Origin of the sequence: Chryseobacterium sp. RU33C, from assembly GCF_900156015.1 — a bacterium.
In the GTDB taxonomy this organism is placed as follows: Bacteria; Bacteroidota; Bacteroidia; order Flavobacteriales; family Weeksellaceae; genus Chryseobacterium; species Chryseobacterium candidae.
In genome coordinates this window covers 30,341-44,129 of record NZ_FTMT01000016.1, presented here as the reverse complement: position 1 = coordinate 44,129, position 13,789 = coordinate 30,341, and the positions used below count along the sequence as shown (strand labels likewise).

General features: G+C 35.6%; 13 protein-coding genes. 4 read left to right on the top strand and 9 right to left on the bottom strand.

Annotated features, from left to right (window positions below):
• Nucleotide 1: 1 nt before the first annotated feature.
• From BW946_RS13920 to BW946_RS13885, 7 genes are all read right to left on the bottom strand, one after another.
• Complete coding sequence (locus tag BW946_RS13920) at nt 2–640, bottom strand: DUF5683 domain-containing protein (protein WP_076596757.1); 639 nt, start codon at nt 638–640, stop codon at nt 2–4.
• Nucleotides 641–1,531, bottom strand: a complete 891-nt coding sequence (locus BW946_RS13915) for a ParB/RepB/Spo0J family partition protein (RefSeq protein ID WP_076596756.1) — start codon at nt 1,529–1,531, stop codon at nt 641–643.
• A gap of 68 nt (nt 1,532–1,599) precedes the next feature.
• Nucleotides 1,600–2,373 (bottom strand): ParA family protein, encoded by a 774-nt coding sequence (locus tag BW946_RS13910; protein ID WP_002981269.1) that lies wholly within the window; start codon nt 2,371–2,373, stop codon nt 1,600–1,602.
• Between the two features lie 164 nt (nt 2,374–2,537).
• Nucleotides 2,538–3,380, bottom strand: a complete 843-nt coding sequence (locus BW946_RS13905; RefSeq protein ID WP_076596755.1) for a hypothetical protein — start codon at nt 3,378–3,380, stop codon at nt 2,538–2,540.
• A 310-nt stretch (nt 3,381–3,690) separates the two neighbouring features.
• Nucleotides 3,691–4,977, bottom strand: a complete 1,287-nt coding sequence (locus tag BW946_RS13900; protein WP_047433086.1) for an adenylosuccinate synthase — start codon at nt 4,975–4,977, stop codon at nt 3,691–3,693.
• Nucleotides 4,978–5,658: 681 nt separating this feature from the next.
• A complete protein-coding gene (locus BW946_RS13890; protein WP_317043155.1) occupies nt 5,659–6,018 on the bottom strand; it encodes a hypothetical protein in 360 nt (119 codons plus the stop codon).
• 320 nt (nt 6,019–6,338) lie between these two features.
• The gene (locus BW946_RS13885) at nt 6,339–7,616 is read right to left on the bottom strand and encodes a hypothetical protein (RefSeq protein WP_139326010.1); all 1,278 of its coding nucleotides are present in this window, start codon (nt 7,614–7,616) and stop codon (nt 6,339–6,341) included.
• Between the two features lie 412 nt (nt 7,617–8,028).
• On the opposite strand from BW946_RS13885, the gene BW946_RS13880 reads away from it, so the two are divergent.
• Nucleotides 8,029–9,009, top strand: a complete 981-nt coding sequence (locus tag BW946_RS13880; RefSeq protein ID WP_083688881.1) for a helix-turn-helix domain-containing protein — start codon at nt 8,029–8,031, stop codon at nt 9,007–9,009.
• Between the two features lie 205 nt (nt 9,010–9,214).
• On the opposite strand, the gene BW946_RS13875 is transcribed toward BW946_RS13880, so the two are convergent.
• Nucleotides 9,215–10,807: an ABC-F family ATP-binding cassette domain-containing protein gene (locus tag BW946_RS13875; protein WP_076596750.1), complete on the bottom strand. Its 1,593-nt coding sequence runs from the start codon at nt 10,805–10,807 to the stop codon at nt 9,215–9,217.
• A 76-nt stretch (nt 10,808–10,883) separates the two neighbouring features.
• Nucleotides 10,884–11,015: a hypothetical protein gene (locus BW946_RS21810; protein ID WP_262484570.1), complete on the bottom strand. Its 132-nt coding sequence runs from the start codon at nt 11,013–11,015 to the stop codon at nt 10,884–10,886.
• 189 nt (nt 11,016–11,204) lie between these two features.
• Between BW946_RS21810 and BW946_RS13870 the strand changes: the two genes are divergently transcribed.
• The 3 genes from BW946_RS13870 (at nt 11,205) to obgE (ending at nt 13,531) form a co-directional block, all read left to right on the top strand.
• Nucleotides 11,205–11,759 carry a phosphoribosyltransferase gene (locus tag BW946_RS13870; protein WP_076596749.1) on the top strand — a complete coding sequence of 185 codons (555 nt, stop codon included), beginning with the start codon at nt 11,205–11,207 and terminating at the stop codon, nt 11,757–11,759.
• A gap of 153 nt (nt 11,760–11,912) precedes the next feature.
• The gene (locus BW946_RS13865; RefSeq protein WP_034697446.1) at nt 11,913–12,491 is read left to right on the top strand and encodes an adenylate kinase; all 579 of its coding nucleotides are present in this window, start codon (nt 11,913–11,915) and stop codon (nt 12,489–12,491) included.
• Nucleotides 12,492–12,547: 56 nt separating this feature from the next.
• Entirely contained in the window at nt 12,548–13,531 is a 984-nt protein-coding gene (gene obgE, locus BW946_RS13860) for a GTPase ObgE (RefSeq protein ID WP_076596748.1), read from the top strand.
• The last annotated feature ends 258 nt before the right edge of the window (nt 13,532–13,789 follow it).

Here is a 13,789-nt window from a genome sequence, read left to right as displayed (position 1 = left end):
TTTAAAATCTGTAACTTAAACTGAATCCTGTTTTCGGTGCACTGTACCCATACTGATCCTGAATAACCGATGGCTTAAAAACCAGATCCGGGTCATGACGGCTTTCGTAAAGATGGGCATCTACTACAGCATCTACAATATTCAGAATATAGATCAGACCTGTAATAGCAATGGCATAATCCCTTTGCCTTTTGGCTCTGTCCTGTGCATTACCCAAAGCTCTTTTGTCCAGCCAAGGGTGGGTGTCTACAAATTCATTTGGTGTACCGTTCAGTTTTGCTACGTAATATTCCCGATATTTTTTGTATTGGTTATCATTCCATACAGCAATACCAACTCCCGCTCCTACCGCTCCCCAAACAATGGGAATCTTCCAGTATTTTTTATTATAAAACTGTCCTAATCCAGGTAAAACTGCGGAATACAATCCCGCTCTGGTAGGATTCAGCTTTATAGTTTTTACTGTGGGACCATTGGCTTTTTCAAGATCTTCAATAATCTTTGCTTCTGTTTTGCCTGGTTTCACCACACGAGGTTCTTCTTTCGGAAGAGTCTGCATCCGAACGGTATCGATAGGTTTTACTTGTGAGTAAGCCAGTGCAGCGATACACAAGAAAAATGTGAAAAATATTTTCTTCATTTATTTAATATGGGATAAAATATATTCCAGCTCTTCTTCATTTTTGAAGTCCAGAACAATCTTACCTTTTTTACCATTTCCAGAAGCTTTGATCTCTACTTTTACGTCCAAGATATCTGCAATGGTCTTCTGGGCTTTTTTATAGTTGTTGGAAAGCTCTACTTTTGCTTTTTTAGCGGCAGCAGATTTTGGGTTCTTTAATGCAGCGGCAGCCTGCTCAGCCTGACGAACGTTTAATTTTTCTTTGATAATAAGATCAAACAAAACCTGCTGATCCTCTTCACTTTCAAGGCTGATAATGGCTCTTCCGTGTCCTGCAGAAATCTCACCGCTTCTGATGGCATTCTGAATATCCGGATTTAATCTTAACAGTCTGATAGAATTGGTAATGGTACTTCTGTCCTTTCCTATTCTCTGGCTCAGGTTTTCCTGAGTAAGACCTATTTCTTCTAAAAGCCTGTGATAGGTTAATGCTATTTCGATAGCATCAAGATCTTCTCTCTGAATATTTTCAACAAGAGCCATCTCAAGAAGCTCCTGGTCATTCACTAAACGAATATAGGCGGGAATAGTCGTTAACCCTGCAATTTTAGTTGCCCTGTAACGTCTTTCCCCGGAAATGATTTCAAACTTTTCACCGTCTTTTCTCAGGGTAATCGGCTGGATTACACCCAAGTTTTTGATTGACTGTGCTAGCTCATTTAATGCTTTTTCATCAAAATAAGTTCTCGGCTGCGTTGGGTTCGGATAGATATCTTCAAGCGCAACTTCCACAATATTTCCCACAAACTTATCTGCTCCTTCATCAGTAGCGGAATTGATAGTTGCTTTGGATTCTGCACTTAAAATGGCGCCCAAGCCGCGTCCCATAGCTCTTTTTTTATCCTTCATAGATATAATTGATAAATGATGTTTGAAAAGTGATGCCTGGCATTCACTTATTGCCATTTATTATTAATTTAATTCTTTATTAAGTTTTCATTCTTCAAAAGAACTTCTTCAGCTAACTGAATATACTGAACAGCTCCTTTACTTTCTGCATCATAATTCAGGATACTTTCCCCGAAACTTGGTGCTTCACTCAATCTTACGTTTCTGCTGATAATGGTTTCAAAAACCATCTCAGGGAAATGCAGATTTACTTCTTCCACTACCTGATTGGATAATCTCAATCGGCTGTCATACATGGTTAAAAGAAGACCTTCAATTCCAAGATCTTTATTATGGATCTTCTGAACATTTTTAACGGTATTCAAAAGTTTCCCAAGCCCTTCTAATGCGAAATATTCACACTGGATCGGAATGATTACAGAATCTGCTGCCGTAAGAGCATTGACGGTAATAAGACCTAAACTCGGTGCACAGTCGATGATAATATAATCATAATCATCTCTTACGCTTGCCAATGCTTTTTTCAGCATATACTCACGGTCTTCCTTGTCTACCAATTCAATTTCCGCAGCTACCAGATCGATATGTGACGGAATAATATCCAGGTTCGGAGTTGCCGTTCTTTTGATACAGACTCTCGTATCCGCACTGTGCTCCAGCAGATTATATGTTGAATACTGAACATCTTCAACACCCAGGCCGGATGTAGCATTCGCCTGAGGATCAGCATCGATGATTAATATTCTTTTTTCCAATACTCCTAATGCTGCCGCCAAGTTTACAGCGGTGGTAGTTTTACCAACGCCTCCTTTTTGATTAGCAATACCTATGATTTTTGCCATTATTAGAACTTTAAGTTTCAAAAATACACTTTTTTCTTTGCTCTCGGTGAGTGAGGAAAATCAAAATTGAGTTAAAATATTGTTAATAAGCAATTTAACGATAAAAAAAATTATCCACAAAAAAAATTCTTTGTGGATAACTATTTGAAATTTACTTTTTCGTATTAATTCTCAAATTTCATGGAGATGGGAAATTTGAAATAACTTCTTACGAATTCTCCTTTTTTGTTTTTGGCGGGAATCCATTTTCCTTTGTTGGAAATCATTTTAATTGTTCTCATTGCCTCATTGTTAAAATCGGCGTTGGTTCCGTTAGCTTTTACCCCTGAGATGGTTCCGTCCATTTCTACAATAAAGGTAACTGTCGTTTTTACGACATCTTCGGATTCAAATCCTGAACTGTCGAAGCTGTTCATCACTTTATTTCTGAAGGAGTCTATTCCTCCTGCAAAATTGGCTTCTACACTTAATTCCGTTTCAATCTTTTTAGGATCTGCTTTTTCAACTACTGGATCAACTTTTACCGCAGGTGGACCATCACCTCCAATAACACGCGGAACAATCGGAATATAGGTTGTATTTGGTACTTCTTTACCTTCCGATGTTTGTGTACTTGCCACTGCATTTGTTTTATCCTCCACTTGTTTTTCATTGGTAACAATTGCTTTAGGCTCTGGCACTCTTTCATCATATGTTTTTACTGCGGGAGCTGGCGGCGTTGGTTTTACAATCTGCGCAGGAGGATCTTTTGGTTTATCTATCTCCTGAATCTCAACAACTCTTGGAAGTTCATATAACGGTCCTGCGGGTATATCAGCAGGTTTCATTGCAGAGATCACAAATGGTGTAATGGATACTGCGGCCATTAAACCTGCTCCGATAAAAAGCGCTTTGGTTAATATTCTATCTGATTCGTTTCTTAATACATAGGCACCATATTCTTTATTGCGGTGCTCAAACAGAACTTCGTTGAACCGAAATTCCTGGTTTTGGTTATGTTGTTTCATCACTACTACTATTTAAACTGTTAAAAATTGTGATTATTAGTTTTGTTAGCTCTTATCGATAAGCAATATTATAATATCAAAACATCTGCCAAAATTTCACTAAAACAACATAATATTAGAAAATTTTATGACAATGTTTAAATTTTAACATTTGCAAATAGAAAGCTTACAGAAGAAGAAGGAGTTATTTCTTCTGTAAATAAATAGCAATTCATTACCTTATCCCTGTCAAGGTTTTGAACCTTGACAAGGGTAAAAAAAAAGAGACTATCCAATGATAGTCTCTCTATTATTTTAATCTCTAAGAATATTAGAATAATTCTTTTCTGATGATATTCTGACTTCTTTCAGGACCTACAGAAACCAAGTATACGTTGATTCCTAAGTATTTTTCAATAAACTCGATATATTTCTGAGCAGTGTCAGGAAGTTCATCATAGCTTCTTGCTTTCGTAATATCTTCGCTCCACCCTGGTAAATCCTGGTAGATTGGCTCGTAATTGTATAGTTTTTCTGTTGAAGAAGTGAAATAATCGATAATTTTTCCGTCTTCAGTTTTGTAGTGTGTTACAACTTTCAGGTTTTCAATTCCTGTAAGAACGTCAAGTTTAGTGATGACAAGGTTATTGATACCGTTAATCATACAAGCATGCTTTAAAGAAACAAGGTCTAACCAACCTGTTCTTCTTGGTCTACCTGTAGTTGCTCCGAATTCACCACCGATCTGTCTGATTTTTTCACCCAGTTCGTTATCCAGTTCAGAAGGGAAAGGTCCGTTTCCAACTCTTGTACAGTAAGCTTTTGCAACACCAATTAAGTTCTGAAGTGAAGTTGGCGGCACACCTGCTCCTGAACAAACACCTCCTGTAGATGGAGAAGATGAAGTTACGTATGGATAGGTACCGAAGTCGATATCCAACATTAACGCCTGTGCACCTTCGAATAAAACGTTTTTACCGTCTCTGATCGCTTCGTTCAGCTCTAATTCTGTATCAACGATTCTGTCCTGAAGCTGTTTTCCGATTGCTAAATATTCATTGTAGATTTCTTCAACGTCTAACGTTGGCTTTCCGTAATATTTTTCAAAAAGAGAATTTTTAACTTTTAAGTTTTTCTCGATTTTATCTCTTAAAATTTCAGGATTTAAAAGGTCTACCATTCTGATCCCGACTCTTGCAATTTTATCTTCATAACAAGGTCCGATTCCTTTTTTGGTAGTTCCGATCTGAGTTCCTCCGTGTTCCTCTTCACGGTAAGTATCCAAAAGGATGTGGTAAGGCATGATGACATGCGCTCTTCTGCTGATAAAGATATGATCTGTTCTCAAGCCTTTGCTCTCAATCTGACCAACTTCTTTAATGAAAGACTTAGGGTTTACCACTACTCCGTTCGCAATGATACATTTCCCTTTGCATTGAAGAACTCCTGAAGGAAGAAGGTGCAGAACGAATTTCTCTTCACCCACATAAACCGTGTGACCAGCGTTGTCTCCACCCTGGAAACGTACTACATAGTCCGATTTTGCTGATAAAACATCCGTGATTTTTCCTTTGCCTTCATCTCCGTACTGAAGACCTACAACTACATAAGTTGACATATTTTACTTTTGTTTTTAGATTCGTGCAAAATTACTTTTAAAAAAAATGACGACCAAATTCTAGAGGATATTTATTTTTAGTTGGGGTGAAAATCATGAGATTGAATATTACTTTATATATTGTTTTGTTTCTTGTATTTGTATAAATACCTTACACATTTAATATAAAACATTCCAAAATTCTCATATTATTTTTACAATATAGCAAGAGGCTATTTCACGCTGTAGATAAAATCTTTGAAATAAATTTCTCTAAACTCTACTAAGATCTGTACTTTAAATAATTCTTATTTTCAATTAGCGAACTACAAAAAATTCAATCTTATTAAAATTATTAAACAGAGAAAAGTCTTTTCCACTTTGTAACCGTATTGCGGCTGAGTTTAAAATGGATTGCCAATTGGCTATTATTACACTTGTGTTTCTTTTGATACTCTAAAATTTTTAATATAGTAGATGTATTATAAGATCTATGGCTTTGGTTGAACACATCAGTCTTTCTATCAGATATTCCGAAAATTTTTTTTTCGAGTTCTATAATATCTAATACTGACAGTTTTTCTTTTTCAAGTATTGATCTATATTGCTGTATTCTTTCCGGACATTTCTGCATGATAATGTCTTCATAAATTCTTTTATAATTGGGACTGCAACTCATAAATTTAAATTACGGTGTATATTTTATTTTTGATTACTATTTTCATTTTTCGAGTGGTATTTGTTTATCCAATTGTATAAGGTTGCCTTAGGTATTTTATAGTCCTCCATGACCTGTAGTCTTGTCTTTTTACCCGTATCAATCTGCACCAGAATAAAATTTATTATTTCTTTGGTGTATATATTTTTTCTAAATACAGGTAATGCTGATTTTTCTTTTTTTGGATTATTACCTAAGTTTGCCGGAGGAGCATACAAAATCAGATGTTGGGAATATACTCTAAAGAAATCGTATTCCAGCAGTTTACTCCATTTCAGTAAAGTTTCAGCATCAAGACTTTTAGCGTTATACATTTTTATGATCTCTTCTTCTGTACAATTCATAAAATTAGAAATCCGATCACAGCTTATATCACATTCAAGTGTCCTCTGGTGTATTAAACTACCAATATGAATATTCTTAAAGTTCATCTTCGATGCTCATTGTGAAAGACAGGATTTTCTTAAGTCCTGAAAAAACTTGAACCCTATCCTCCGGAAATTAATAAACATAATAATAAACTCGCTGTGCATTTAAAAAAATTGTAATTTAATGAGAATATGATGAATAGTTTTACCTATAAAGCATTGTATCGCATATATAAGCAGAAACCAAATTTAAAGTAGACTAAATTCAAAATGCACAACGGTTTATTAGCTTAATCCTATTTTAATCTCTGTACAGAGATTGCTACTTTTCTGATGTCATCTGTTAAGGTATTTGTATTATTATTATCTACAACAGGAAAATAGGTTGCCCTGTACCAATGGTTATTTACCCATACATCAACCGTTTCAATTTCTGTCACATCCCCCCTTGTAGTAGCAAGGCTTGATGGAGTACTGCTTGTAGTTGCATTTAGCCCAGCCCCATTATATATACCATCATCTAAATTAATAAACTGCCCGTTCCCTAAATATACATTCGCTTCATTATAGTTCTGCAAAGAGGAAAAAGCAGACCAAGTTACCACCATATTGCTTCCAGATACATTTACCAGACGAGGAATACCCGAGATAGAAGCATAAGTTCCTGTAGATGTAATAGCATAATAGTCGAACCTTATCCCATCAATAACCGGAACCTGATTGGTTGGAGTCTGATAATTACTCAAATAATTAGCCGCCACACTAGTTGTGGCATTTGTTCCACCTGAACCTACATTACCTGGCATTTGTCCGTACCAGTATTTTGCTTGTCCTTGTGACAAACCACTACCAACTTGTGCGTTGCAGGTTTGTCCCCCAATATTTAAAGCGAAAGTGGCTGGTGTAGGGCTTGTTCCATTTGGTGTGCCTGATATGGTGTAGTTTAAGGCTCCTGAACCGATAGCAAAACTTCCCGCAGATAAGGTTGCGGTAAGACCAGTAACCCCCGTTGAAGTAATGGTCTGCGCAGGATAAATTCCGCCATTACCTCCGGTATATGCAACAGTCATAGTCCCGTTATAAGGGGTTCCATTAGCATAATTGTCCGGTGTAAGTGCTACCTGATCACAAAGTATTGCTCCGATTGTTCCCGGGGCAAGAGAACCTCCACTAAATGTTTTCCATTCTGTACCGTTCCAGAAAACATATCCTACATAAGTAAGTGCTGCAGTACCGGTATTAAAGACTAATAAGCCTGTCGCCGGTGAAGGAATTGTAGTGTTATCCGTATAAGATATGAGTGCTACTCTCGGGGCAAGTAATCCTTTATTGGCCGAGGTAATATCCAACATTGCAGAAGGGTCCGGAAGGGTTGTTCCAATCCCTACACTTCCGTCGGCCCTTACAGCAAAATCATCTGTTTGCTGGGCAACAGTTGGCACCCCAGTTGTTGCGTTGTTTTTTCCTCCATCTACATTAAATATTCCCTGTGGATTTTGGGTATTAATGCCTACCTGTGAGAAAGCTAACGAACAAAAAGAGAGCAATCCCATTAGTGATAATTTTTTTTTCATTTTTTTCATTTTTTTAATTTTAAATATTCTATTTTTTTCATTTTGTATTTTTATATAGCCAAACTCTTTTCAATATTTGAAAAAAGTAACAGTTTAATTATAGCTGTTCCCGAAGGTTTAGACCCCAATTTTTCCTTTCCATTGAATTTTATGACTTCAAAAAACTACTATCAAGCACTATTTTTGTTTTTACCAAAAATTTAAATTTTAATTAGTAAATCTGCATCCAGATTGTATAACTTTGCCTCATAATGCAATGATTGGATTGTTTTTTCGCAAAGGTAGATATTGACACAAAAGGTTATATATCTATTTAAATGAAATATCAACAAATCATTTATTTAATACAATTGTTTAATTTTCAATAATTTACACAAGTCATATTCAATAAATAACTAATAGCAGTAAAATCATGATCGATATTATCTATAAAAAAGGAATAGAAATAGAAAAAAGAAACTTAGTTGTCAACTATATGAGGTCAATGATGGCTGCACTGATATTTTATATAATACTATTTAAAATCTTCATTCCAGATCGTTTTATAGTAAAATATGCTCTTGTCGGATTCATTTTGACGTCAAGTATATTGCTAATCATAAAAAAGAACAATAATATTTCAGTACTAGTAAGGCTTTACATGTTTATAGCACCATTATATTCTCTTTTTTTACTGATTATTTTTTGGAAATATACAATAGTGAATATTACATGGTTTCTTCCGATACCTTTGGCTGCTCATATTTTTTTTACTAAAAAAGATGTTTATTTATACAGCATTTATATAATCATATTAATATCTATTGCAATTGGCATAAATGGTGTTGTTCAATTTAACATGAGAAATTATTCTCGCAATGAGATCGTTATATCAGATCTTCTGGTATATACTGTAAATTTATGGGTCATTATTTTATTACTGTATTATCGGGAAAAAATAAAAAAAATAGAAATGTTTAATATACTAGAACTATTAAACAGCAATCAGATTCCTACTGCAAAAAACTATAAAGAAATATCACTTGATGACCAGTTACTTGAAGGGTTATTTATCAAAATTGATGAAGAAATTAAAGTGAAAGAACTTTTTAAAGATTCTGATTTCAGCCTTTCCAAATTATCTGCCGTTGTAGGAGTAAATCCTACCTACATATCTAAAGCAATTCATTATAATAACTATAATAATTTTAATCATTATATCAATACAATAAGAATAGAATATATCAAAAATAAAATGAGTAACGTGGATCTGAAAAAAGTTACTTTACTCTATATTTATTCAGATGCCGGATTTTCTAATCAATCTACATTTAACCGCTGTTTTAAACAAATACAAGGAATCACACCTCGAGAGTATATTAATTCTATAAATAAGATTTCTGAAAGTAATTAAGGCTTATACAATCTTAGCATGATAATAGTCTTCCCCTACTATTAATTGTTTTAATAATTTATGAAAGTATACAAACTGAAATGTTATTCATCTGCTCCAATACAATATTTAATTTGACTGGACATTATCCAAAATTAAATAATTATCATTCCAAAGATACTTTCTGAATTTCTGCGGAATGACAAAAAGAACGAATCTTTTATTTTTACCCTAATAAAAAAACCTCATTATTCACCCCAATCTCCTGAAGGAAAACCTCATCATGGGAAATCACCAGCAGGGTACCATGATAATCTTTTATAGAATTGGTGAGAATTTCTACATTCTGAAGATCTAAGTTATTGGTTGGTTCATCGAGAATGATCACATCCGGAGCTTTATTGCTGATGGAAAGTCCGCAGAGAAGTAAGCGCAAACGTTCACCACCACTCAGCATACCACATTTCTTATACCATCTATCTTTTCCAAACAGAAATCTGGATAATAATGTTTTCACTTCGGATTCCTGCATGGCATTGTCATTGAAAGTCTGTACAAAATCGTAAAGCGTTGAATCATTATCAATAAGGGAATATTCCTGGTCAATATAGATACTGTTGAATTCTGTCTTATTCATTTTTCCTTCCGAAGGTTTAATATTTCCCAGCAGAAGTTTTATCAGGGTAGTTTTTCCGGAACCGTTTGAGCCTTTCACTGATATTCGGTCTCCGCTTCGCACCTCCATACTGATGTTTTCTTTCCAGAGTTTTTCTTTTCCGTAACTGAAATTAATATCTTCAACGGTAACAAGGATCTTTCCTGAATGCAGATTGGAATCATTAAAATTAACTTTCATCTGATCAGAATTCTTTAAGGAGGAACGCAGATCTCTTAAGTCACCGGAAATCCCACTAATTTTCTCTGCGTGTACACTTTTAAGTTTTGAACTGTTTTTTTCAGCATTATTCCGAAGCGTATTCATCATAATTCTGGCTACTCCGGACTTTTCCTGCTTCCCTTTACCTCTTGCATCCAGTTTTTGCTTTCGTTCCAGAGTTTCCCGCTCCTTTTCTTTTGCTTTTTTCAGAGCACGTTCTTTGGAATGGATATCATTTTGCAATGCTTCCTCCTCCACTTCTTTCTGTTTGGTATAAAAGTCATAGTTTCCACCATAAGTTGCAATTCCCTGATTGCTTAATTCGAATATGGTATCCACAAGATTGAGCAAAGTACGGTCGTGGCTTACGATAACCACTGTTGCATCTGTTTTGTTGATAAGATCATACAGTAATTTCCTGCCATTAAGATCCAAATGGTTGGTAGGTTCATCCAATACAATAATATCAGGTTGATTGATCTGAATTCCGGCGAGAAAAACTTTAGTCTTCTGTCCTCCACTCAGGTCTTCCAGTTTTTGAGTTAATTCAAAATTTTCGAGACCCCAATGCTCCAAAGCATGCTGGCATCTTTCTTCAATATCCCAGTCGTCATTGAGCGTTTCAAAATATATTTCGTCCACCTCTCCATTGGTAATTTTTTGAAGAGCATGGAGTTTCTGATCTATCCTCAGGCATTCTGCAATGATAAGATCATTTAAATTTCCAAACATCTGCGGTACATAAAAGATATTACCCGGAATATTGGTATTGCCGTTGAGAGGCTGTATTTCTCCCGCGATTATTTTCAGCAGGGTTGATTTTCCCACGCCATTACTCCCTACCAGAGCAGATTTGGTATGAGACTGTATTGTTAAATTGATATGATTAAATAGAAGATTTCCTCCCGGAAACCCAAAGGATATATTTTGTAGTAAAATCATGATTTCTTTCTTAATAATGGTTGAACACCAGCAACTTCTTCATTACTGTTTTTATGAATCTGAAAGAAATGATATCCTACATGTCTGTATTGTTGGGTTTGAAAGAACAAAGATAGTCATTTTCCTGAATATCATTCTTTTTCATTTCAATCAGAACATTTATCCCCCTCTTTTGCTTCTTTGTTTTAAACACTTGTTTATTTTTCATTGTTTGCGGAGTCGTTTTTTAAGGTTATACCTTAATGTCTCGTTAAAAAGCTTCTCTTTATTATTATTTAAACAGACTTTATCATATTATTCAATTCAGATGTCCTGAAACCATGAAAGTTTCAAACTGATAAAAACAGGAAAGTATTTTAATCAAAAATCCGTAACTTTGCCTCCTACTAAAAATTTTATGGAAAGCATTAAAGTTCACGACAAAACTTTCGTTCCTTATTTAAAGGATGCCGAAATTCAGGAAATTGTAAAAGAGACAGCGTTAAGAATTTATGAAGATTACAAGGATGAAGTTCCTGTTTTCATTGGGGTGTTAAATGGAGTGGTGATGTTCTTCTCTGATCTTTTAAAATATTACCCGGGGGAATGCGAAATTGCCTTCATTCAAATGAGCTCTTATGTAGGAACTGAGTCTACGGGGATCGTTTATCAGAAAATGGAGCTTACAAAAGACGTAAAAGACCGCCATATCATCATTGTTGAGGATATCGTAGATACAGGAAATACGGTTGAAAGTCTTTTTAAATATTTCAAAGAAACACAACGTCCTAAATCTGTAAAACTGGCTAGTTTTCTATTGAAACCTGAGATTTACAAGAAAGATTTCAAACTGGATTACATCGGAAAGGAAATCCCAAACAAATTTGTACTTGGATACGGACTGGATTATGATGAATTGGGAAGAAACCTGCCGAATTTATATCAGCTGGAAGACGGACAAATCAACCATTAAACGCTGTTGGCTATTAGCTGATAGCTTTTAGCTTAAAAATTATAATAAAGAAATAAATTTAATATTAACTTAAAAAAGCTGAAAGCAAAGAGCAAACCGCCAAAAGCCAGGAGCCGGAAGCAAAATGCCAATTGCTGGAAGCGTATCAACATTATGATAAACATTGTTCTGTTCGGCCCTCCAGGAAGTGGAAAAGGAACACAAGCCCAGAATCTGATCGAGAAATTCAATTTAAAACAGGTTTCAACAGGTGATCTTTTCAGATACAACATGAAAAATGACACTGAACTTGGAAAACTGGCGAAGTCATACATCGATAAGGGAGAATTGGTTCCGGATCAGGTAACAACAGATATGCTGATCGACGAGATCAAAAAACCTACTGATACCAATGGTTTTATTTTTGACGGATATCCAAGAACAACTGCTCAGACAGAGGCATTGGAGACTATCGTTAAAGAAGTACTGAATGACGAGATTGACATCTGTCTTTCATTGGTAGTAGAGGACAAAATTTTGGTTGAAAGACTTCTGAAAAGAGGTGAAACCAGCGGAAGATCAGACGACAGCAATGTAGAGATCATCGAAAACAGAATTAAAGAATATTATACCAAGACAGCAGAAGTTGCCGAGCTTTATAAGCAGCAGGGGAAATATGTAGAGGTAAACGGTGTTGGAGAAATTGATGAGATTTCCCAAAAACTTTTCGCTGAGGTAGAGAAAATTAAATAATCGGGATATGGCAAGGGATAAGAAGTATCATCCCTGCAACCCGCAACACAAACTATATGTCTAACTTTGTAGATTACGTAAAGATCCATTGTAAAAGCGGACACGGAGGTGCTGGTTCTGCCCACCTTCGCCGTGAAAAGTATATTCCTAAAGGGGGTCCTGACGGTGGCGACGGAGGTCGCGGCGGACACGTCATCATGAGAGGAAATGCTAATGAATGGACTTTGCTTCCACTCCGATATACCCGTCACATAAAAGCAGAACGAGGTGAAAACGGAGCGAAAAACCAGCTGACAGGAGCTGACGGTTCTGATATTTATATCGACGTTCCTATTGGGACTATCGCTAAAAATGAAGAAGGTGAAATTATCGGAGAAATCCTTGAAGATAAACAGGAAATCATTTTGATGCAAGGAGGAAAAGGAGGAAAAGGAAACGAACATTTTAAATCCTCTACCAATCAGACTCCAAGATATGCTCAACCCGGAATGGACGGCGAAGAAGGCTATGTAGTCTTCGAGCTTAAAATTTTGGCCGATGTAGGACTTGTTGGATTTCCAAATGCTGGAAAATCTACACTCTTGGCTTCTGTTTCTGCAGCAAAACCCAAAATTGCCAATTACGCTTTTACTACATTAACTCCTAACCTTGGGATTGTAGATTACAGAAATTACAAATCATTTGTGATGGCTGATATCCCGGGAATCATTGAGGGAGCAGCAGAAGGAAAAGGTTTAGGACACAGATTCCTGAGACATATTGAAAGAAACTCTATCCTTTTATTCTTAATTCCGGCCGATTCTGAAAACCATTTCCAGGAGTTTAAAATTCTTGAAAATGAACTGAAGGAGTACAACCCGGAACTTTTGGATAAAGATTTCATTGTTTCCGTTTCAAAATCTGATCTTCTGGATGATGAACTGAAAAAAGAAATTGCAGCAGAGTTCCCGGAAAACAAACAGCCTCTATTTTTCTCAGGGGTTACCGGAGAAGGCCTTATGGAGCTGAAAGATGCTATCTGGAAACAATTGCACGGATAGAAGTACATTGATTTATCAGTTTTATTTTGAAAATAGAGCTGCAGCATAAAAAAACAGCCTCAGATTTCCTCTGAGGCTGTTTTTCTTTATAAAATTTCCCATGAATTTTTAAACCATTAAGAAAAGATTTAAAAATAAAGCATCGTTAAGATGAATCATTCTGATCTCTTAAGCATAAAGCAGAGCTTATCTTCATATTCTTAACACTTGATACAATCTTAAAGGTTAAGCAGATTTACTATTTTATGTTTAACATCG